Genomic DNA, 19,167 nt, shown 5'->3' on the forward strand with positions numbered 1-19,167 from the left:
ACATGCCCTCACGCTTAGACTTCCCCCACTCCACACGGTAGGAGGGGCGGTCCCGGACGCGCAGGCGCCGAAAGGTTCATGACCAAGCCCAAACCCCCGACGAATCCCCTCCTCTCGGCCGAGAAGCGCGGAGAGGATGCGGACCAGTCCATCCGTCCGCTGAACCTGTCCGAGTTCATCGGGCAGCGGGCGGCGCGGGCGAACATGCAGATCTTCATCGAGGCCGCGCGCAAGACGGGCCAAGCTCTCGACCACGTTCTGTTCGTCGGCCCGCCGGGGCTGGGCAAGACCACGCTGGCGCAGATCGTGGCCCGCGAACTCGGGGTGAACTTCCGCTCGACCTCCGGGCCCGTCATCGCCAAGGCCGGCGACCTCGCCGCGCAGCTGACCAACCTCGAAGAGCGCGACGTGCTCTTCATCGACGAGATCCACCGCCTGAACCCGGCGGTGGAGGAAATTCTCTATCCCGCGATGGAGGATTACCAGCTCGACCTCATTATCGGCGAAGGTCCTGCCGCCCGCTCGGTGAAGATCGAGCTGCCGAAATTCACCCTCGTGGGGGCGACGACCCGCGCCGGCCTGCTCACCACGCCGCTGCGCGACCGGTTCGGCATCCCGATCCGGCTCGAATTCTACGAGATCGACGAGTTGGAGAAGATCGTCAGCCGGGGCGCGCGGGTGCTGGGGCTCGGCATGTCGCCGGAGGGCGCCAACGAGATCGCCAAGCGCGCGCGCGGCACGCCGCGCATCGCCGGGCGCCTCCTGCGCCGGGTGCGGGACTTCGCCATCGTGGCCGATGCCGAGATGGTGACGCGGGCGATCGCCGACCGGGCCCTGCAACTCCTCGACGTGGACGGCGCCGGCCTCGACGTGATGGACCGGAAGTACCTGACCCTCATCGCCACCTCCTTCGGCGGTGGGCCGGTGGGGATCGAGACGATCAGCGCCGCCCTCTCGGAGCCGAGGGACGCCATCGAGGACATCGTGGAGCCCTTCCTGATCCAGAAGGGCTTCGTGCAGCGCACCCCGCGCGGGCGAGTCCTGACCCGGCACGCCTTCCGCCACCTCGGCTTCGCGGAGCCGAAGCGCGACCCAGCCAACCAGTTCGGGCTGTTCCAGAACGGCGAGGACGCCTGACGCATTGCGCGCCATGCATCTCGCTCCGGTCAGGCTTTCTCCTGCGACATAACGCGACACGACAGACAAGCTTGGCCGTTGCTTGCGCTACGTAGCCTATTTTCGGCCCAAGGCGCTGTAACGCCTTCAAATTCTTCCAGTCTAACGGCTACGTCTGCGTAATCCCATGCTCGCTGACTGCGTCGAATATCACGCGATCGCGATGCAACATCGATGGAACAGCGGCGTGTGGCTCCGGTTGAGCGCCCGACTGATCCCGAATGCGGGATGTCGTGCCAAGCAGCCGGGCTCCGCCGCCCAGCGCCGCTCAACCCCCTTTTGGAGAGGATTCTCCCCAACCATGAAGAACACCACGCTCGCCGCCCTCGGCTTCTCGGTTGCCGCCATCGCCACGCCGGCCCTCGCCCAGGACGCCCTCCCGGTCCGCATCTTCCCGAACCTGACCGAGACCGCCCCGGCCACCACCTCGACCCCGGAATTCCGCGCCGAGGCGCTGCGTTCGGACGCCGCCAGCATCGAGGCGAGCCGCATGGCCCTGGAGCGTTCGCGCAACCCGCGCGTCCGTTCCTACGCGAACCGCGTGCTCGTCGAGCGTAAGGCCACCACCGAAGCCCTGCTGCCGGCCGGCACCTCGCTGAGCCGTGGCGGCACGGTCGTCTCCGACAACCAGGGCATCCGCACCGACCTGTCGAACCCGGCCGGCATCCTGCTCGCGCCGGTGACGATCGCCGCCAACATCGGCACCTCGATCGTGGGCGGCACCCTCGGCGCCGTCGGCCTCGTGGACAACAGCCCGACCGAGCCGGGCCGTCGCGTCGCCCTCGGCGAGCGTGGCCAGGCCCGCCTGTCGCAGCTGCAGCAGGCCCCGAACGGCCGTGCCTTCGACCGGACCTACATCGACCAGCAGGCCCGCGCCGACGCCCGGACGCTCTCGCTCTACGACAGCTACGCCAAGGGCGGCGAGAACGCCCAGGGCCGGCAGTTCGCCAACGAGGCGCTGCCCTACATCGCCCAGGAGCATGCCGAGTCGTCGACGCTCGCCATGCGCTACGGCGGCTAAGTCCAGAACCCACCAAGGTTCGCGTGCGGAGGCCGTCCCCAGCCGGGGGCGGCCTTCGCCGCATTCAGGGGCACGCGAACACGCTATAGAGACCCGCCCCGTGCCGACGGCACGACCACGCGGATCAGGGACTGAGATGGACGAAGCGGGACACGCGCTGCCGGTGCGCGTCTACTACGAAGACACGGATTTCTCCGGCTTCGTCTACCACGCGAGCTACCTGCGCTTCATGGAACGCGGCCGGACGGAGCTTCTGCGCGGCCTCGCGGGCGATCAATCCGACCTGCACCGGGAGGCGAAGGGCCTCGTCTTCGTCGTCCGCCGGATGAAGATCGACTTCCTGAAGCCGGCCTACATGGACGACCAGCTGATCGTCCGCACGACGACGCGCGAGTTGCGCGGCGCCTCGATGACCCTGTCCCAGGACGTGCGGCGCGGCGAGGAGATCCTCGTCGCCGCCGAGGTGACGGTGGCCTGCGTGCGGGACGGCCGGGCCGTCCGCCTCCCGGACAGCCTGCGCGCCCTGCTGAGCCCGCCTCAGTCCTGAAGCATCCGCTTCAAGAGCTCGACCTCATCGCCGAGCACCGTGTCCTCGCCGATCTGCTTCTCGATCTTGCGCACGGCGTGCAGCACCGTGGTGTGATCGCGCCCGCCGAAGCGGCGGCCGATCTCCGGCAGGGAGCGCAGGGTGAGCACCTTCGAGAGGTACATGGCGATCTGGCGCGGCTTCACCACCGCCGCCGTCCGCCGCTCCGACAGGATGTCCGAGCGCGAGACGTTGTAGCGGCTCGCCACCAGCTTCTGGATGTCCTCGATCTTGATCCGCTTCGGCTCGCGGTTCTTCACGAGGTCGCGGATCGCGGTCTCGGCGGTCTCGACGGTGACGGCGGTACCGCTGAGCGTCGCGTGGGCCAGGAGCCGGTTCACGGCGCCTTCCAGGTCGCGGCCGTTGGCCGTGATCGCCCGGGCGACGTAATTCACCACCTGCGGCGTCACATCGAAGCCCGGATGCGAGTTCCGCACGGCGGCGAGGCGCGCCGAGAGGATCGAGACCCGCAGTTGCTCGTCCAGCGACCCGATCTCCACCACGAGGCCGCCCGCGAGGCGGGAGCGCACCCGCTCCTCCAGGGCTTCCAGTTCCGTCGGCGGACGGTCGGAGGCCACGACGACCTGACGGCCGGCATCGATGAGGGCGTTGATCGTGTGGCCGAACTCGGCCTGGATCGACTTGCCCTGGATGAACTGCACGTCATCGAGGATGAGCAGGTCGATGCCGCGCAGGCGCTCCTTGTAGGCGAGCGCGGATTGCGTCTTCAGGGCGTTGACGAAGCCGTACATGAACCGGTCGGCCGTCAGGTAGATCACCCGGCGCCCACCCTCGCGGGCGGCATGGCCGATGCCGTGCAGCAGGTGCGTCTTGCCGAGGCCGACGCCGGCATGGAGGTAGAGCGGGTTGTAGAGGGCACCCTCCCCCTGGTGCCGGGCGATGCGCTCGGCGGCGGCATGGGCCAGGGCGTTCGAACGCCCGACGACGAAGCTCGCGAAGGTCAGGCGGGCATCGAGGGGCGTGCCGGCGAAATCGGTGTTCGCATCGGCGCCGGCGGAGGCGGTGCGCGGCTCCGGCGACGGCGCCACAGGGGCCGTGGCGGCCGGGGTGGCGTGCAGGCGGGCGAGCGGGCCGCTGGTCGGGGCCGGCTTCGCGGTGCTCATCGCGGCGGCGACGGGGCGGACGGGGGCCGCCGTGCCGCGCACGCCGATCTCGACGCGGTCCACATCGGGCGCCTCGGCGCGGAAGGTGGCCAGCACGCGGTCGATGTAATGGGATTCGATCCAGCTCTTCAGGAAGCGCGTCGGCACCGTCAGGCGGCCCGCGCCCCCCGCGACGCCTTCGAGTTCCAGGCGGGCGAACCAGCTGGCGAACACGTCCTCACCGAGCTCGGCGCGCAGGCGGCGCTTCACGCGAGACCAGGCCGCGCCGTAATCCAGGGTAGCGGTCTCCTGAGCGCCACCATCCTGGGTGCGCCCCTCCTCGTCGCCGTTCGCCACTGTTCCGTCGACACGCATCACTGGCTCTCCCCCACGTTGCCGACGAAGATCATCCGCAACGTGTACGCACGATTCACGCTGTCAGCGTCTCGCAACTACGGCGCGAGACTGATTCCACATGTTGAGTCAACCCAGACACGAGGAACTTTTGCCGATTGGAAGAGCCTATCAACAAAGACCTGCGGTTCCCTTAACAGTGGGACTTATGGGGATGGCGGAGATTCCCAACGGCAAGTGTTCCGAACCGGGCTTGGGCGAAGAGCTAGAGTCTTGCGGCGACACGGGATTCGCCGGAATCCCCAGATCCAGCATGTTTTGCTTGAGCGTGGTGACGTTCTGTTAAGCTACACGGGGCCGGTGGACTCCGCAATGCAGCGAACTTTGGCGCAGGGTTAACGCTTCGTGAGGCCGCGGCCGCGGCGGCCAACGCGCAAAGAAAAAGCCCGGCGCGATGGCCGGGCTTTTTAAAAACCGTCAGGTCGGTGGGGTCGTGGCGATCAGGCCGCCAGGGCCTTCACCCGCGCGGCGAGGCGCGACACCTTGCGGGAGGCGTTGTTCTTATGAACGATGCCCCTCTGGGCCGCGCGCATGATCTCCGGCTCGGCGCTCTGCAGGGCGGACAGCGCGTCCTGCTGGTTGCCGGCGGCGATCGCCTCCTCGACCTTGCGCACGAAGGTACGCATGCGGGAGCGGCGGGATTTGTTGATCGCCGTGCGCTTGGCGATCTTGCGGGTCATTTTCCTGGCCGAAGCGGTATTGGCCATGTAAGTCCTCGTGTTTCTCGTCGGGCGATGCCGACGGGCCGGCACGGCCGGGGATCGGTCAACGCATCAGTTGTCAGGCGATGGCCGAGATGCAGCGCACGCGAAAAGCGCGGCCTCTCAACGAAGCGCCTCCTATAGACATGCGGCCTGCCGGCGTCAACGCGTGCGAACCCGGAGAGCCATTCAAGTCTTCATTTAAAACCTTGCAAATCGCGCTCCGCCCACCCGGCATCGAAACGATCCTGACAAAATACCTAAACGCAGATATAAGGCCTAATAATCTTTGCCGGAGAGGGCTATCGGGCGATAACCTCGAACTTACCCCAATTCTCAGAGATAAAGTCTCTACGCAGATTGTTAGCTGATCTTACTCTCAACGTTAAGCTATTAAAACTGCGGTACGTAATTCAACAAAAGTAATTACCGAGCCAACCGCGCGCGCCTGCTGGACAATCGAACGGCGGGCAGTGGATAAACCAACCGGGCGGGGAGTCATCGCGGCCAAAATATCAACTAATTGCGGAAACGTGACAGGAATACATATCCGCCAATTGCCGCGGAAAGATCAATCGCGAATTTCCGAAACAGTTTTTGGATCCCGAAGTCTCTGATCTTAAGGCGGCCGCGCAAGCCAACGAGCCCGGAGCCAAAAAGGCTTACGAGTTATTGTTCGATCTTCGCTTTCAAAAGCAAAGTAGACGACCGTGGAAACTCGATCAATCTTTAATATCTTGCGCCTGCTGGATGATCGGAAAGTCTCATATACACTAAACAGATCTAGACCAGACACTATCCGAGTAGACATGACACTATATGGACTACGTGTCGAGATCGAATGCTTCGAAGACGGTCATATTGAAGTTTCGACATTCCGAGGAAGCGAAGATATTGAAGGAGGATTTGAGTATTTAAAAAAACCTACTGCAAGAAAACAGTCTAGATTAGCACATCTTCAAAATATATATTTTATTTTACGTCTTCCGTCTTTGCGCACGTAGCAAGGAAATCCAGGGATCAAATACATCTGCGCAAATCTTGCAGCCCTAGATTGCTTCGCTGTCGTGCGCAAAGATGGTGGAAAAGGCAGCATATATTAGACTGAGACTGTTTTGTCGTAGAATTTCTTGCAAATTAGACTAATCTAATTCGTTTCGAGCGAGACAACGGCCCTCAGACGGCTGGCGCAGATTGAGACAACTACTCCGGCCATCTCAGCGCCGCCGCCGCCGCCACCGTGCCGACGACGGCGGCGATGAGGGTCAATCCCGTCAGCACCGCCAGCGGCACGAGGAACGGCACCGTCCCGCCCGTCGCGGCCTGCGCAGCCGAAACGCCGAAGATCAGCGTCGGAATCATCAGCGGCAGCACCAGCACCGCCAGAATGAGCCCACCCCGGCGAATCGAGGCAGTGAGCGCCGCCCCCACCGCGCCGATGAAGCTCAGGGCCGGTGTGCCGAGCGCCAGGGTCAGGGCGGTGGAGGCCATGGCGGTGCCGTCGAGGGCGACGAGGAGGCCGAAGAGCGGGCTCGCCAGCGCCAGGGGCAGGCCCGTGGTGAGCCAATGGGCCAGCACCTTGGCGAGAACGATTCCCTCCAGCGGCACGGGGGCGCCGGTCATCAGATCGAGGGAGCCGTCCTCCTCGTCGGCCTGGAACAGCCGGTCGAGGCCGATCAGCGTGGCGAGCACCGCCGACAGCCAGAGGATCGCCGGCCCGATCCGCGAGAGCAGGTTGAGGTCGGGGCCCAAAGCGAAGGGCACCAGCGCCACGATCATCAGGAAGAAGACGAGGGAGAGCGTCCCCGATCCGCCGACGCGGGCGGCGAGCCGCAGGTCGCGGGCGAGGAGGGCGAGGCCGGCGCGGATCATAGCCATTCCTCCGCATCCGCCCCGGCAGCGGGCGCGGCCTGCTCCGGCGCGGCGCGGTCGATGCGCAGTTCCATCGCGTCGTGCAGGCCGAGGGCTTGGTGGGTCGCGGCGATGACGAGGCCGCCTCCGGCCCGGTGCTCGGCCATCAGCGCGGCCAGGACCTCCTGCGAGGCGACGTCGAGGGCGGCGGTGGGCTCGTCGAGCAGCCAGAGCGGACGGGCGCAGACGAGGAGCCGCGCCAGCGCCACCCGCCGCCGCTGGCCCGCCGAGAGGTAGGCGACGGGCAGGTCGAGGGCATGGCCTAGGCCGAGCCGGTCCAGCGCCTCCGCCGGCATCAGGCGCGGCGCGCCCAGGAGATCGCGGGCGAAGGTCAGGTTCTCGCCGGCCGTGAGGGCGGATTTCAGCCCGTCCCGGTGGCCGACGACGTGCAGGCATTCCGGCAGGGTCGCCTCGCCGACGCCGGAGACCGCGATGCTCCCCGCATCGGGCCGCAAACGGCCGGACAGGATCGCCAGCAGGCTCGACTTGCCCGCGCCGTTGCGGCCGGTGACGGCCAGCGCCCCGCCCTCGCCCAGCGAGAAGGTCAGGCCGGCGAAGATCCGGCGGCCGGAGCGGCGGCAGGCGAGATTGTCGACGTCGAGCCGCACGGATTCCTCAAGATCGTCCGGCGGATCGAGGCGGCCGGCAGCGCCTCCATGCCCGATTGCGGCGGCGGACGGAACAGCGCCCGCGCTCCGGGGCGTTGTCCCCCCACGGAGGAACGCCATGATACAAGAGCGAGTCACCGCGCCGACCGAGGCCGAAGTCGCCGACAGCGAGGACGCCAAGGCGGGCCTTGCCATGGTCGCGGCCCGCGTCGGGCGCTGCACAGGCGAGGAGCAGGCCGCGTTCTGGGAGGCGGTCGGCCGCTGCTTCGGCGGCGGCAAGCCGCCGGACCTTTCGGCGATCAGCCCTTCCGCGAACGAGTGAGCGAGCGCAGCGCGCCCTGGAAGGTGCGGATGTCCTGCTCCGTCATCTCCATGCGGTGCAGCCTGTCGCGCATGTTGCGCACGATGCCGCCGCGCTTCTCCGGCGGATAGAACCCGGCCCCGTCGAGGGCCGCCTCCAGCTTGGCGAACAGCGCGATGAGGGCCTCCCGCGAGGCGGGGGGCGAGTGCATCTCCCCCGCGAAGGGCAGCACCGCCCGGCCGCTCGCCCGGCGCCATTCGTAGCCGACGAGCAGCACGGCCTGGGCGAGGTTGAGCGAGGGGAAATCCGGCGAGACCGGGAAGGTCACGATGGCGTCCGCCAGCGACACCTCGTCGTTCGAGAGCCCGACCCGCTCCCGCCCGAACAGGATGCCGCATCGCTGCCCGGCGCGGCCGGCCAGTTCGGCCATGCCCTCCTCCGGCGAGAACACGCGCTTCATCTGCCCGCGTTCGCGGGCGGTGGTGGCCAGCACGTAATGCAGGTCCGCCACGGCCTCCTCCACGGTGGCGAAGAGCGTCGCCCGGTCGAGGACGTGGGTCGCGCCGGAAGCCGCCTCGCGCACGCCCTTCTTCGGCCAGCCGTTCTTCGGGTTGACGAGGCGCAGTTCCGAGAGGCCGAAATTCGCCATGGCGCGGGCCGTCATGCCGATGTTCTCGGCGAGTTGCGGCTCCACGAGGATCACGGCCGGCGCCGTGCCCGGCGGAAGTTCGAGGTCCTTTTCGGCGTCGTCGCGGGTCATGCCGCCCTCTGGCACGGGGCCGGCGGTCCGTCGAGGGGGGGTTACGACACCGGCCGGTTGACAGCCCGAGCCTTCCGCTCGGAGGAGCCCCTTGCTATGTCGCCGGGCGCGTCCGCACGGCCCTTGCATGCCGTGCGCCCCGAGGACAGCGCACGAAAAGGCACCCGGCCCATGGCGAAGATCAAGGTAGCGAACCCGGTCGTCGAACTCGACGGCGACGAGATGACCCGGATCATCTGGGCCGAGATCAAGAACAAGCTGATCCACCCCTACCTCGACGTGGATCTCGAATATTACGACCTCGGCGTCGAGCACCGCGACGCGACGGCCGACAAGGTGACGGTCGATGCCGCCGAGGCGATCAAGCGCCATGGCGTCGGCGTGAAGTGCGCCACCATCACGCCGGACGAGGCCCGCGTGAAGGAATTCAACCTCAAGGAAATGTGGCGCTCGCCGAACGGCACGATCCGCAACATCCTCGGCGGCGTGATCTTCCGCGAGCCGATCATCTGCAAGAACGTGCCGCGCCTCGTCCCCGGCTGGACGCAGCCCTTCGTGATCGGCCGCCACGCCTACGGCGACCAGTACCGCGCCACGGACTTCAAGGTGCCCGGCAAGGGCCGCCTGACCATCAAGTTCGAGGGTGACGACGGCACCGTCATCGAGAAGGAGGTGTTCAAGTTCCCCGAGGCCGGCGTCGCCATGTCGATGTACAACCTCGACCAGTCGATCATCGACTTCGCCCGCGCCTCGATGAACTACGGCCTCGCGCGCCGCTATCCGGTGTACCTCTCCACCAAGAACACCATCCTCAAGGCCTATGACGGCCGGTTCAAGGACCTGTTCCAGAAGGTCTACGAGGAGGAGTTCAAGGCGCAGTTCGAGACGCTCGGCCTCACCTACGAGCACCGCCTCATCGACGACATGGTGGCCTCGTGCCTCAAGTGGTCGGGCGGCTACGTGTGGGCCTGTAAGAACTACGACGGCGACGTGCAGTCGGACACGGCCGCGCAAGGCTTCGGCTCGCTCGGCCTGATGACCTCGGTGCTGATGACCCCGGACGGCAGGACTGTGGAGGCCGAGGCCGCCCACGGCACCGTCACCCGCCACTTCCGCGAGCACCAGAAGGGCCGCGAGACCTCGACCAACTCCATCGCCTCGATCTTCGCCTGGACCCGTGGCCTCACCCACCGCGCCAAGCTCGATGGCAACGACGAGCTGGCGAAGTTCTCGGCCACGCTGGAGAAGATTTGCATCGACACCGTCGAGGCCGGTCACATGACCAAGGATCTCGCCCTCCTCGTCGGCCCGGACCAGAAGTGGCTCTCCACCACCGGCTTCCTCGACAAGGTGGACCAGAACCTCAAGACCGCGATGTCCGCCTGAGCGGACGGCACGGCCTGATGGCATGGGGCGGCGGGTGCGAGGCATCCGCCGCCATTTTCGCGTTTGGATTGTATCGAGGCATCATCTCCCGACCTGCGGCAGGGTATCTCGCCCTCCCCGGCGCCGTCTGCATGCAACCTCAGGTGACATTCGGCATGGGGCTGCGCTAGGCTGCGAGGGTTGAGTGGAGCCGCGCCGCGCGGGCGTCAGGCCGGACCTGGGAATGAGCGATGGCCGTGGTCGAACCGCCGGAGACCCGGGAGCAGCTGACGCGGATCGCGGCGGTGCTGTCGGTCTCGCCCGCCGCCTTCCGGTCCGCGCGCCCCACCACCGACGATGGGCCGGATCCGGCGGAGCGGGCCGAAGTGGCCCTGCTGTTCCGGCGATTGACGGCGCCGGACCAGCGCGCGGCCATCGTCGCCTTGCTGCGCGCCCTCACCCAGCCGGGCGACCGGGGCTAGGCCCTCACGCCGCGACGAGCAGCGCCGCCCCGGCGACACCGGACAGGACGAGGCGCAGGCGCCCGAGCCAGACGGGGGCGAGGCCGCGCCGCGACAGGTCCTGGTCCACGAGGCCCCAGGCCAGGACGAGCACGCCGAGGATGCGCAGGTCCCACGGGGCGGGCGCCGCCATGGCGGCCCAGGCGACCAGGGAGGGGACGATCGCGATGAAGTAATCGCCGTTGCCACCGCCGCGCGCGGCGGCGGCGCCCCAGCGGATGCCCCCGAGGAACGAGGCGATCACCGCGCCGTAGGCCGACAGGATCGTGCGCGGCGACAGGCCGATATTGCCCAGCCCGCCGTCGCTCCCCGACACCGCGAGGGCGGCGAAGCCTAGAAAGGGAATGAGCCCGGCCACGCCGAGCACGATGGCGCTCAACGGTACTGCGGGTAGGCGCGCCATCCAACCTCCGGTTCCATGCACGGCCATGGCACCGTACCTTACCGGGCCGGAACGACCGCGCTCTGCTGGGAGGCGTCACGCATCCGGTGTCTGCGGTCAAGTTCAGAACGGCCGTTGCGGCGCTGTGCCTCCCCGCCCCGTTCCGGATGGCGGGACGGGGCGGACGGGGGCTCAGATCGCCTTGCGGGCGTTGGGCGGGGTGACGGCGGCGGTGGGGATCGGCGCGCCGAGGAGGCTCACCGGGCCCTGGCCCGCATCGGAGACCGCCGGGGGCTCGTTCACCGCCGGATCGAGCCGGCGCGGCTTGAACGAGGCGGCGAGGCTCTTGGCCCGGGCGAGGTCGCCCGCGCTCAGCTTCGTGGCGACGTCGTCGCGCTTCTTGCCGGCATCCTCGTCGCCCTGCGCGGCGGCGGCGCCGAACCACACGAAGGATTGCATCAGATCCTGCGTCAGCCCGAGGCCACGGGCGTAGAGCACCGCGATGTTGTACTGGCTGTCGCGGATCCCGTGCTCGGCACCCTGGCGGAACCAGGAGGCGGCCGAGGCGAAATCGGGCTTGCCGCCCGCCGCCGGGTTCTCGGCATAGATCACGCCGAGGTTGTGCATGGCGCGGGCATGGCCCTGCTCGGCCGCGCGGCCGTACCAGAGCTTGGCCTGGGCGAGGTCGCGGGTCACGCCCGAGCCCTTCTCGTAATGGGCGCCGAGCTTGTACTGGGCCGGGGCGTAGCCGACATTCGCCAGCTTCTCGAACAGCTTGGCGGCGGCGGCGAGGTCGCGCGGCATCCCGCGCCCGTCCGCCTCACGCATCGCCAGTTCCCACACCGCCGACCCGTCGCCGGCGAGAGCGGCCTGCTTCACCTTGGCGAGGCCGGCAGGCACGTTGGCGAGGTCACCGGCGAGACCGGCCATGTTCGGAACCTGCGGCACGGCGGGCTTCGCCGGGGTGGCGGAATCCTGCACCTTGGGGCTCGCGACGGTCTGCGTCGTGGTCGGGTCCTGCGCGATCGCGGCGGGGGGGGCCTTCGGCGCCTCGGCGGTCCTCTGGGCGTCGGCGGGCTTCTCGGCCGTGGCGGCGCCCGGCGCGGGGGCAAGCTGCGGCACGCCCTTCGTGTCGTCGTTGCGCACGCCGACGGCCTGGATCGCGCCCAGGGTGAGGACGATGGCCGCCAACCCGAGGAGGAGCGGCTTGCGGTGCTGATCGATTTCCGAGCGCAGGCGGGTCATCCGCCCGGTCGTGGCGGCGGCCTGCGGGACGGGCCGCTGGCGGAGCGGCCGATCGACCGGCGTCTCGGCGGCGAGTTCCGCCTGGGCGGCCTGGGCCGCGCGGCGGGCGGCGGCGATGAAGCTCGTCTTGATGTCGCCGTTGGCCGAAGCGGCCTTGTCGATGGACGGCGCCTTCGTGAGAGGCTCGCGCCTCTCGACCGTGATCGCGGGAGCGCGGTTCGGGCGGGGCATGCCGGGTTCGAGCAGGGCGTCGCCGGCGGTCAGCACCGGGGCCGGCTCGGCCTCCTCCCGCTGCGGCGCCCGCCACGCGGGGCGGGGCGCCTCGACGGTGGTCGTGGTCATCAGGCGCTCGTCCAGGGACGCGGCGCGCTGGGCCGGGGCGCTCTCGACGGAGCCGAGGCGGTTCACGAGGCGGTCGAGGGCCGATTGCACGCCTTCGAGGGTTGCGCTCAGGCGCTCGTCGGAGGCGATCTGCCGGGCCTGCATCTCGGCGAGGCTCGCCCGGAGCAGGCCGAACTCACTCGGGTTGGAGGCGGGGTTCACCCCCCGGAGGGTCTCGGCGACGGCTTCCTTCGCGGCGCGGGTGATCACCGCCTCGCTCGGGGAGACATCCCGCAGCGCCTCGACCTGATGCATCAGGTCGTTCATCGTGCGCTCGAGGCTGGTCAGCGCCGGATCGAGGGCCGAGGGCGCCTCGATCTTGTCGACCAGGGTCAGGACCTGCTTCTCCAGGGCGTCGAGCCCGTCCGGGCCGTTGCGCTCGCCGACGCGGTCCACCTTCTCCGCGAGGCTGTGCAGCATCGCGTGGATCGAGGCCATGTCGCCGGAAGCGCCGACGGAGGCGGCGACCGGGGCGGCCCTCCGGGGACGGGCGCCGGCATCGACGTCGGCGCGGGCCGACAGGCTGTCCACCTTCTCGGCCAGCGCGCTGATCTCGTCCGCCAGCTCCACCTTCGGGGCGGGGCTGACGATGTGCACGGGCTCCGGCGTGGGCTCCGGCGCGGGGGGAATGCGGGCGATGTCGTCGCTCAGCGCCTCGACGCGGGCGATCACTTGGCCCAGGCGCGTCGGCTCGGCCAGTTCGGCGGCGGCGGCGCGGATGGAGGCGAGTTCGGCGGAGAGTGCGTCGAGGGCCGAACGGTCGGCGTCGGCCTCCTCGAAGGCGATGGCGACGTCGAGGCGGTTCTTGAAGCGCTTCAGGCCGGCGGCGACCTGCGCGTGGGCGGCCTCGGCCTCGGCATGGTCGAGTTCGTTGATCCGCGTGCGGATCACCGCCAGCGGCAAGGCGAGCGCCGGCACCTCGGCATCCGAGCGGGCCCGGCCGATGCTCGACGCGAGCGAATCGAGGGCGCTTTCGAGGGACGCGATGTCGCCGTTGGTGGCGAGGGGCGCCATGGTCTCGGTGAGCCGGGACGCCTCGCGGCGCAGCTCGTCCATCACGTAATCCGGCAGGGCGCTGGCGGGCTTCGCGGACGTCTCGCCCATGGCCTCGGTCTCGGTGACGAAACGACGCTCCAGATCCCGGTGCATCGTCGCGACGGTGCTGGCCGGCTCGGCCTGCCCCGCGAGTTCGCGCTGGCGCTGGCGGATGGCCTGCACGGCCTCGCGCATCTCGGCGGCGGTGGACTTGCCGCGCTTGGCGGCCGGGCGGACAGTGACCTGATCGCCGAGTTCCGCGACCCGGCGCTCGATGTCGCCGAGGCGCTCGGTCACCTGCTGAACCGGGCTCGTCTGGAGGGCGCGGTCGATGCGGAGTTCGATCTCTTCGAGGCGCTTCTGCTCGGCCTGGGCCGCCGCGCGGCGCTCGGCTTCCATGGAGCGGTCCAGACCGTCGAGGCGGTTCATGAGGGTGGCCAAACCTTCGGAGGAAGCGGTGCCAGCCGAATCGTGTGCGGGGTCCTGCACCATCCGGGTCGCCTCCTGGGAAACCTGTCGCTCGGCGCTGCCGCCGAGTGGGGTGAGATGCTGCGGCACGACGGAGGCGATCCACGCCTCGAGGGGGACGCCGGCACGGCTCGCGACATCGCGGGCGGCTTCGATCACCTCCGGATCGAAACTATCGAAATGCGAGATCGCGTTGCGGTTCATCGTCGGCCTGTCGTCATCGGCGAGCAGCGCGGTGGCCGACCGTTCCAGTCCGGGTCATCCCCGGTCCTGCAACCTGTGGGCCGCCTTGGCGTAACCATTAAATTTGTTGGTAAACATCGGGTTAAGGTTGTGCCGAGGATTGCCCTGAACCTGTTGATCCGCCGGATTGCAACTATAGCGTGCTGTCCGGCGGCCAATGCCGGCCCGTTCGGCGGTATGGCTTCCCCGCCAATGGCTTACGCGTTGCGGCATCGTGGCCGTGCGGCGTCCGGCGCCTTCGCGCGGGCGTTGCTGAAGGCGGCTCCGGCCGTTTAATATTTGGCCGTCGCAGGCGGTCCGGCAGATGGCCGCGCGAATCGTCAGGTGGGGAAACTTCGCATGCCGCAATACCGCGCTCCGGTGGACGACACGCTGTTCCTGCTCAACGATGTGCTGGGACTCCAGGGCCGCTCCAACCTCGCGGGCTTCGCCGATGCGACGCCGGATGTGGTGGAAGCGGTGCTGCGCGAGGGCGGCAAGCTCGCCGACGAAGTCCTCGCCCCCGTGAACCAGGCCGGCGACCGCGAGGGCTGCACCCGCCATCCCGACGGACGCGTGACCACGCCGACGGGGTTCAAGGCGGCCTACGACGCCTATGCCGGCGGCGGCTGGATGGGCCTGTCGGTGCCCGAGGAATTCGGCGGGCAGGGGCTACCTCAGGTTATCAACACCGCGATCCAGGATTTCGCCTCCGGCGCCAACCTCGCGCTCAGCATGTATCCGGGGCTCACCCAGGGCGCGGTGGCCGCTCTGCTCGTCCACGGCTCGGAGGAACAGAAGGCGCGCTACCTGCCGAAGATGGTGGAGGGCGTCTGGACCGGCACCATGAACCTCACCGAGCCGCATTGCGGTACGGATCTCGGCCTGCTCCGCACCAAGGCGGCGCCGAAGGAGGACGGGTCCTACGCGATCACCGGCACCAAGATCTTCATCTCGGCCGGAGAGCACGACCTGTCGGAGAACATCGTGCATCTCGTCCTCGCCCGCATCGAGGGCGCGCCGGCCGGCACGAAGGGCATCTCGCTCTTCCTCGTGCCGAAGATGCTGGTGAACGACGACGGCTCCCTCGGCGCGCGCAACGGCGTCTCCTGCGGCTCCATCGAGCACAAGATGGGCATCCACGGGAACAGCACCTGCGTGATGAACTACGACGGCGCCACCGGCTGGCTCGTCGGCGAGGCGAACCGCGGCCTCAACGCCATGTTCGTGATGATGAACGAGGCCCGCCTCGCGGTGGGCGTGCAGGGGCTCGGCCAGTCCGAGGCGGCCTACCAGAGCGCCGTCGCCTACGCGAAGGACCGCCTTCAGGGCCGCGCCCTCACGGGGGCCAAGGCGCCGGAGCGGGCGGCCGACCCGATCATAGTCCACCCCGACATCCGCCGCACGCTGATGCAGATCCGCGCCTTCAACGAGGCGGCCCGCGCCCTGGTGCTCTGGACCGCCCTGCAGGGCGACGTGCTCCACCGGGCGGAGGACGCCAGGGAGCGGCAGACGGCCGACGACCTGATGGGCCTGATGACGCCCGTGGTGAAGGGCGTGCTGACCGATCGCGGCTTCGCCAACGCCGTCGAGGCGCAGCAGGTCTTCGGCGGGCACGGCTATGTCGAGGAATGGGGCATGTCGCAATTCGTGCGCGATGCCCGCATCGCCATGATCTATGAGGGCGCCAACGGCATCCAGGCCATGGACCTGATCGGCCGCAAGCTGCCCAAGGACGGCGGCCGGGCGATGATGGCCTTCCTCGGCGAGGTCCAGGCCTTCCTGAAGGAGAGCGGCGAGGACGAGGCCGCCTTCGCCGCGCCCCTCCAGGCGGCCCTCGGCGACCTGCAGCAGGCGACGATGTGGCTGATGCAGAACGCCATGGGCAACCCGGACAACGCAGGCGCGGGCGCGACCGACTACATGCACCTGCTCGGGCTGGTGGCTCTCGGCTACATGTGGTGCCGCATCGCCCGCGCGGCGCTGGCGCGGAAGGCCGAGGGCGGCGACACCGCCCGGTGGGAGAGCAAGCTCGTCACAGGCCGGTTCTTCATGGAGCGCAGCCTGCCCGAGACGGCTTTGCGCCTCGCGCGGATCAGGGCCGGCGCGGGCACGACGATGGCGCTGGCGGCGGAGGCGTTCTAGTACGCCTCCCCGGCCCTAGCTCCGCAGGGCCCGGTCCAGATCCTCGATGAGATCGGCCGGGTCTTCCAGGCCGATCGACAGGCGCACAACCTCAGGTCCGGCTCCGGCGGCGGTCTTCTGCGCGTCGGTGAGCTGGCGGTGGGTGGTCGAGGCCGGGTGGATGATGAGCGAGCGCGTGTCGCCGATATTGGCGAGGTGCGAGAACAGTTCGAGGTTCGAGACGAGCTTTACCCCCGCCTCGTAGCCGGCCTTCAGGCCGAAGGTGAACACGGCGCCCGCGCCGTTCGGCGTATAGCGCTTGGCCAGCGCGTAATACTTGTCGCTCTCCAATCCCGGGTAGCTCACCCACTCGACGGCTTCGTGCTTGGCAAGGAAGCTCGCGACGACGAGGGCGTTGTCGGAATGGCGCTGCATCCGCAGCGGCAGGGTCTCGATGCCGTTGAGGATGAGGAACGCGTTGAACGGCGAGAGCGAGGGCCCGAGGTCGCGCAGGCCGAGCACGCGGCAGGCGATGGCGAAGCCGAAATTGCCGAAGGTCTCGGCCAAGACCATGCCGGCATATTCCGGCCGGGGCTGGCTCATCATCGGGTAGCGGGCATCGCCGGCCCACTGGAACGTACCGCCGTCCACGATCAGGCCGCCGATGGAGTTGCCGTGGCCGCCGAGGAACTTGGTGGCCGAATGCACCACGATATCCGCGCCGTGCTCGAACGGACGGATCAGGTACGGCGTCGCCATCGTGTTGTCGACGATGAGCGGGATGTTGTGCTTCTTGGCGATCTTCGACAGCGCGGCGATGTCGGTGATGACGCCGCCGGGGTTGGCGATCGATTCACAGAAGATCGCCTTGGTGCGCGGGGTGATCGCCGCCTCGAACGAAGCCGGATCGTCCGTATCGGCCCAGACCACCGACCAGCCGAAGTTCCGGTAGGAATGGTTGAACTGGTTGATCGAGCCGCCATACAGCTTGTTGGCCGCGATGAACTCGTCACCCGGCTGCATCAGCGCATGCATCGTGAGGAACTCGGCCGCATGGCCGGAGGCCACCGCCAGCGCCGCCGTGCCGCCTTCCAGCGCCGCGATCCGCTCTTCGAGCACCGCGTTCGTGGGGTTGGTGATGCGGGAGTAGATGTTGCCGAAGGCCTGCAGGCCGAACAGCGACGCGGCATGGTCCACGTCGTCGAACACGAAGCTCGTGGTCTGGTAGATCGGCGTGGCGCGGGCCCCCGTCGCGGCGTCGGGGGCAGCGCCTGCATGGATCGCCAGGGTGTTGAAGCCGGGCAGCCGGTCGGTCATCGCGCTCACAAGTCTCCGTGGGCTCTCGCCCTCAGCCTGTACGCCCCCTCGGGAGCACGGCGCAAGGCGGCCCTCAGGCAGCAGCCCTGCGGAAGACGAGGATGAGGTTGTTCGCCGGCATCTCGACCCGCTCCGCGAGGGCGAGGCCGTGCGCCTGCCCGAGCCGCGCGACCTCCTCCACCGGCCGCAGCCCCCAGCGCGGATCCCGCAGGCGGAGGTCGGCGTCGAACGCCTCGTTGCTCGGCGCCGACGGCCGCCCCTCCTCCCGGAACGGTCCGTAGAGGACGAGGGGCGCCCCCGCCGGCAGGAGACGGCCCGCGCCGGCCATCAGCCCCTCGGCGGCGGCCCAGGGCGCGATGTGGATCATGTTGATGCACACGAGGGCGTCCGCCTGCGTGACGGGCCAGTCCGGCACAGCGGCATCGAGGGGGAGCGGATCGCGCAGGTTCGGCAATCCGGCGAGGCGGGCATGGGCGGCGATACTGCGCAGGGCCGAGGGCTCGGGATCGCTCGGCTGCCACACGAGGCCCGTGAGCGCGCGGGCGACATGCACCGCGTGCTCGCCGGACCCGCTCGCCACTTCGAGCACCGTTCCGGTCCCAGGTAGAACCCGGCGCAGCACTTCAAGGATGGCGTCGCGGTTGCGCGCGACGGCGGGTGCGATCAGGGCATCGCCCTCGGAAGGCCAGCTCAGCATGGCGCCAGCCTAGCACAGTCCAGTGGAGGCTGGTGGTTCGACGGATTGTCCGAAGATGTGGTGAGCGCGCTGGGACTCGAACCCAGGACCTACAGATTAAAAGTCCGTTGCTCTACCAGCTGAGCTACGCGCTCGCGTCCCCGTCGAGCGGGGCCGAGGGCCACCGCAATAGGGGAGCGGATCGGGAGGGTCAACCGATGCTCGCGCGGGCCCGCTCCACGATGGCGCGGGCTTCATCGAACGCCGCCGCCGCGTCCAGTTCGGTCGTGTCGAGCTTCACCGCGTCGTCGGCCATCCGCAGGGGTGCGGCGCTGCGCGAGGAATCGCGGGCGTCGCGGGCCTCGATGTCGGCGAGGATGCCTTCCAGCGTCGAGGATTCACCCCGGCTCGCCAGTTCCCGGTGGCGGCGGCGGGCGCGCTCCTGCGCGGAGGCGGTGATGAACAGCTTCACGCCCGCGGAGGGGCACACCACCGTGCCGATATCGCGCCCGTCGAGAACCGCCCCGGCCGGATCGGCCGCGAAGCGGCGCTGCCACGCGAGCAGCGCCTCGCGCACCTCCGGCACGGTCGAGATGCGCGAGGCCGCCTCGCCCATCGCCCGGTCGCGCAGGCGCGAGTCGGTGAGATGCCGGGCGCTGAGGCTTTCCGCCGCCCGGATGGCCGCCCTGGTGTCGTCCAGGGAATCGCCCGCCTGAAGGAGCAGGAAGGCGACCGCGCGATAGAGCAGTCCCGTATCGAGATGCGGCAGGCCGTAATGGGTGGCCAGGCGCTTGGCGAGGGTGCCCTTGCCCGAGGCGGCAGGCCCGTCGATGGCGATGACGAGGGACAT

At 68.9% G+C, this 19,167-nt stretch carries 17 protein-coding genes and 1 tRNA gene; 7 read left to right on the plus strand and 11 right to left on the minus strand.

Translation table 11 applies throughout. From position 1 onward, the window contains the following. Positions 1–78: 78 nt before the first annotated feature. From ruvB to ybgC, 3 genes are all read left to right on the plus strand, one after another. Positions 79–1,137, plus strand: a complete 1,059-nt coding sequence (ruvB, locus tag ACXJ1Y_RS11675; protein ID WP_463846445.1) for a Holliday junction branch migration DNA helicase RuvB — start codon at positions 79–81, stop codon at positions 1,135–1,137. A gap of 340 nt (positions 1,138–1,477) precedes the next feature. Next, positions 1,478–2,197: a DUF4142 domain-containing protein gene (locus ACXJ1Y_RS11680; protein ID WP_463846446.1), complete on the plus strand. Its 720-nt coding sequence runs from the start codon at positions 1,478–1,480 to the stop codon at positions 2,195–2,197. Between the two features lie 136 nt (positions 2,198–2,333). Continuing rightward, entirely contained in the window at positions 2,334–2,744 is a 411-nt protein-coding gene (gene ybgC / locus ACXJ1Y_RS11685; protein WP_463846447.1) for a tol-pal system-associated acyl-CoA thioesterase, read from the plus strand. Here the strand turns inward: ybgC and dnaA are convergent. The 4 genes from dnaA to ccmA all read right to left on the minus strand — a co-directional run bounded on the left by dnaA (position 2,735) and on the right by ccmA (position 7,520). Beyond that, the gene (dnaA, locus tag ACXJ1Y_RS11690; protein ID WP_463846448.1) at positions 2,735–4,261 is read right to left on the minus strand and encodes a chromosomal replication initiator protein DnaA; all 1,527 of its coding nucleotides are present in this window, start codon (positions 4,259–4,261) and stop codon (positions 2,735–2,737) included. The genes ybgC and dnaA overlap by 10 nt on opposite strands. A gap of 479 nt (positions 4,262–4,740) precedes the next feature. After that, entirely contained in the window at positions 4,741–5,007 is a 267-nt protein-coding gene (gene rpsT, locus ACXJ1Y_RS11695) for a 30S ribosomal protein S20 (RefSeq protein WP_243955527.1), read from the minus strand. Between the two features lie 1,197 nt (positions 5,008–6,204). Then, positions 6,205–6,873 (minus strand): heme exporter protein CcmB, encoded by a 669-nt coding sequence (gene ccmB, locus ACXJ1Y_RS11700; RefSeq protein WP_243955870.1) that lies wholly within the window; start codon positions 6,871–6,873, stop codon positions 6,205–6,207. After that, positions 6,870–7,520, minus strand: a complete 651-nt coding sequence (gene ccmA, locus ACXJ1Y_RS11705; RefSeq protein WP_463846449.1) for a heme ABC exporter ATP-binding protein CcmA — start codon at positions 7,518–7,520, stop codon at positions 6,870–6,872. Before ccmA ends, ccmB begins: the two co-directional genes overlap by 4 nt. A gap of 118 nt (positions 7,521–7,638) precedes the next feature. Here ccmA and ACXJ1Y_RS11710 point away from each other — a divergent pair, with 118 nt between their 5' ends. Continuing rightward, positions 7,639–7,842 carry a hypothetical protein gene (locus ACXJ1Y_RS11710; protein ID WP_463846450.1) on the plus strand — a complete coding sequence of 68 codons (204 nt, stop codon included), beginning with the start codon at positions 7,639–7,641 and terminating at the stop codon, positions 7,840–7,842. Here the strand turns inward: ACXJ1Y_RS11710 and ACXJ1Y_RS11715 are convergent. Continuing rightward, entirely contained in the window at positions 7,820–8,581 is a 762-nt protein-coding gene (locus tag ACXJ1Y_RS11715; protein WP_463846451.1) for an RNA methyltransferase, read from the minus strand. The two genes, ACXJ1Y_RS11710 and ACXJ1Y_RS11715, sit on opposite strands and share 23 nt — an antisense overlap. A gap of 171 nt (positions 8,582–8,752) precedes the next feature. Here ACXJ1Y_RS11715 and ACXJ1Y_RS11720 point away from each other — a divergent pair, with 171 nt between their 5' ends. Together ACXJ1Y_RS11720 and ACXJ1Y_RS11725 are read left to right on the plus strand one after the other, a co-directional pair. Continuing rightward, a complete protein-coding gene (locus tag ACXJ1Y_RS11720) occupies positions 8,753–9,967 on the plus strand; it encodes an NADP-dependent isocitrate dehydrogenase (protein WP_463846452.1) in 1,215 nt (404 codons plus the stop codon). A gap of 230 nt (positions 9,968–10,197) precedes the next feature. Continuing rightward, complete coding sequence (locus tag ACXJ1Y_RS11725; protein WP_463846453.1) at positions 10,198–10,428, plus strand: hypothetical protein; 231 nt, start codon at positions 10,198–10,200, stop codon at positions 10,426–10,428. 4 nt (positions 10,429–10,432) lie between these two features. Here ACXJ1Y_RS11725 and ACXJ1Y_RS11730 read toward each other — a convergent pair whose 3' ends face one another. Both ACXJ1Y_RS11730 and ACXJ1Y_RS11735 read right to left on the minus strand, forming a co-directional pair. Further along, positions 10,433–10,870, minus strand: a complete 438-nt coding sequence (locus tag ACXJ1Y_RS11730) for a DUF3429 domain-containing protein (RefSeq protein WP_463846454.1) — start codon at positions 10,868–10,870, stop codon at positions 10,433–10,435. A gap of 171 nt (positions 10,871–11,041) precedes the next feature. After that, positions 11,042–14,182 carry a hypothetical protein gene (locus tag ACXJ1Y_RS11735; protein ID WP_463846455.1) on the minus strand — a complete coding sequence of 1,047 codons (3,141 nt, stop codon included), beginning with the start codon at positions 14,180–14,182 and terminating at the stop codon, positions 11,042–11,044. Positions 14,183–14,560: 378 nt separating this feature from the next. On the opposite strand from ACXJ1Y_RS11735, the gene ACXJ1Y_RS11740 reads away from it, so the two are divergent. Further along, entirely contained in the window at positions 14,561–16,345 is a 1,785-nt protein-coding gene (locus ACXJ1Y_RS11740; protein WP_463846456.1) for an acyl-CoA dehydrogenase C-terminal domain-containing protein, read from the plus strand. A 15-nt stretch (positions 16,346–16,360) separates the two neighbouring features. On the opposite strand, the gene ACXJ1Y_RS11745 is transcribed toward ACXJ1Y_RS11740, so the two are convergent. The 4 genes from ACXJ1Y_RS11745 to cmk all read right to left on the minus strand — a co-directional run bounded on the left by ACXJ1Y_RS11745 (position 16,361) and on the right by cmk (position 19,167). Then, a complete protein-coding gene (locus tag ACXJ1Y_RS11745; protein ID WP_463850097.1) occupies positions 16,361–17,641 on the minus strand; it encodes an O-acetylhomoserine aminocarboxypropyltransferase in 1,281 nt (426 codons plus the stop codon). 73 nt (positions 17,642–17,714) lie between these two features. Beyond that, positions 17,715–18,338, minus strand: coding sequence for a DUF938 domain-containing protein (locus ACXJ1Y_RS11750; protein WP_463846457.1), 624 nt, complete (start codon positions 18,336–18,338; stop codon positions 17,715–17,717). A gap of 58 nt (positions 18,339–18,396) precedes the next feature. After that, positions 18,397–18,472: transfer RNA gene (locus ACXJ1Y_RS11755), tRNA-Lys, on the minus strand. Positions 18,473–18,528: 56 nt separating this feature from the next. Continuing rightward, positions 18,529–19,167, minus strand: coding sequence for a (d)CMP kinase (gene cmk / locus ACXJ1Y_RS11760; protein WP_463846458.1), 639 nt, complete (start codon positions 19,165–19,167; stop codon positions 18,529–18,531).

This window comes from Methylobacterium sp. TK26 (genome assembly GCF_055361565.1).

Excerpts from the sequence above, each read along its gene's own strand:
- ruvB (WP_463846445.1), top strand. The coding sequence starts at position 79 with ATGACCAAGCCCAAACCCCCGACGAATCCCCTCCTCTCGGCCGAGAAG.
- ACXJ1Y_RS11680 (WP_463846446.1), top strand. The coding sequence starts at position 1,478 with ATGAAGAACACCACGCTCGCCGCCCTCGGCTTCTCGGTTGCCGCCATC.
- ybgC (WP_463846447.1), top strand. The coding sequence starts at position 2,334 with ATGGACGAAGCGGGACACGCGCTGCCGGTGCGCGTCTACTACGAAGAC.
- dnaA (WP_463846448.1), bottom strand. The coding sequence starts at position 4,261 with ATGCGTGTCGACGGAACAGTGGCGAACGGCGACGAGGAGGGGCGCACC.
- rpsT (WP_243955527.1), bottom strand. The coding sequence starts at position 5,007 with ATGGCCAATACCGCTTCGGCCAGGAAAATGACCCGCAAGATCGCCAAG.
- ccmB (WP_243955870.1), bottom strand. The coding sequence starts at position 6,873 with ATGATCCGCGCCGGCCTCGCCCTCCTCGCCCGCGACCTGCGGCTCGCC.
- ACXJ1Y_RS11710 (WP_463846450.1), top strand. The coding sequence starts at position 7,639 with ATGATACAAGAGCGAGTCACCGCGCCGACCGAGGCCGAAGTCGCCGAC.
- ACXJ1Y_RS11715 (WP_463846451.1), bottom strand. The coding sequence starts at position 8,581 with ATGACCCGCGACGACGCCGAAAAGGACCTCGAACTTCCGCCGGGCACG.
- ACXJ1Y_RS11720 (WP_463846452.1), top strand. The coding sequence starts at position 8,753 with ATGGCGAAGATCAAGGTAGCGAACCCGGTCGTCGAACTCGACGGCGAC.
- ACXJ1Y_RS11725 (WP_463846453.1), top strand. The coding sequence starts at position 10,198 with ATGGCCGTGGTCGAACCGCCGGAGACCCGGGAGCAGCTGACGCGGATC.
- ACXJ1Y_RS11730 (WP_463846454.1), bottom strand. The coding sequence starts at position 10,870 with ATGGCGCGCCTACCCGCAGTACCGTTGAGCGCCATCGTGCTCGGCGTG.
- ACXJ1Y_RS11735 (WP_463846455.1), bottom strand. The coding sequence starts at position 14,182 with ATGAACCGCAACGCGATCTCGCATTTCGATAGTTTCGATCCGGAGGTG.
- ACXJ1Y_RS11740 (WP_463846456.1), top strand. The coding sequence starts at position 14,561 with ATGCCGCAATACCGCGCTCCGGTGGACGACACGCTGTTCCTGCTCAAC.
- ACXJ1Y_RS11745 (WP_463850097.1), bottom strand. The coding sequence starts at position 17,641 with ATGACCGACCGGCTGCCCGGCTTCAACACCCTGGCGATCCATGCAGGC.
- ACXJ1Y_RS11750 (WP_463846457.1), bottom strand. The coding sequence starts at position 18,338 with ATGCTGAGCTGGCCTTCCGAGGGCGATGCCCTGATCGCACCCGCCGTC.
- cmk (WP_463846458.1), bottom strand. The coding sequence starts at position 19,167 with ATGTCCCTCGTCATCGCCATCGACGGGCCTGCCGCCTCGGGCAAGGGC.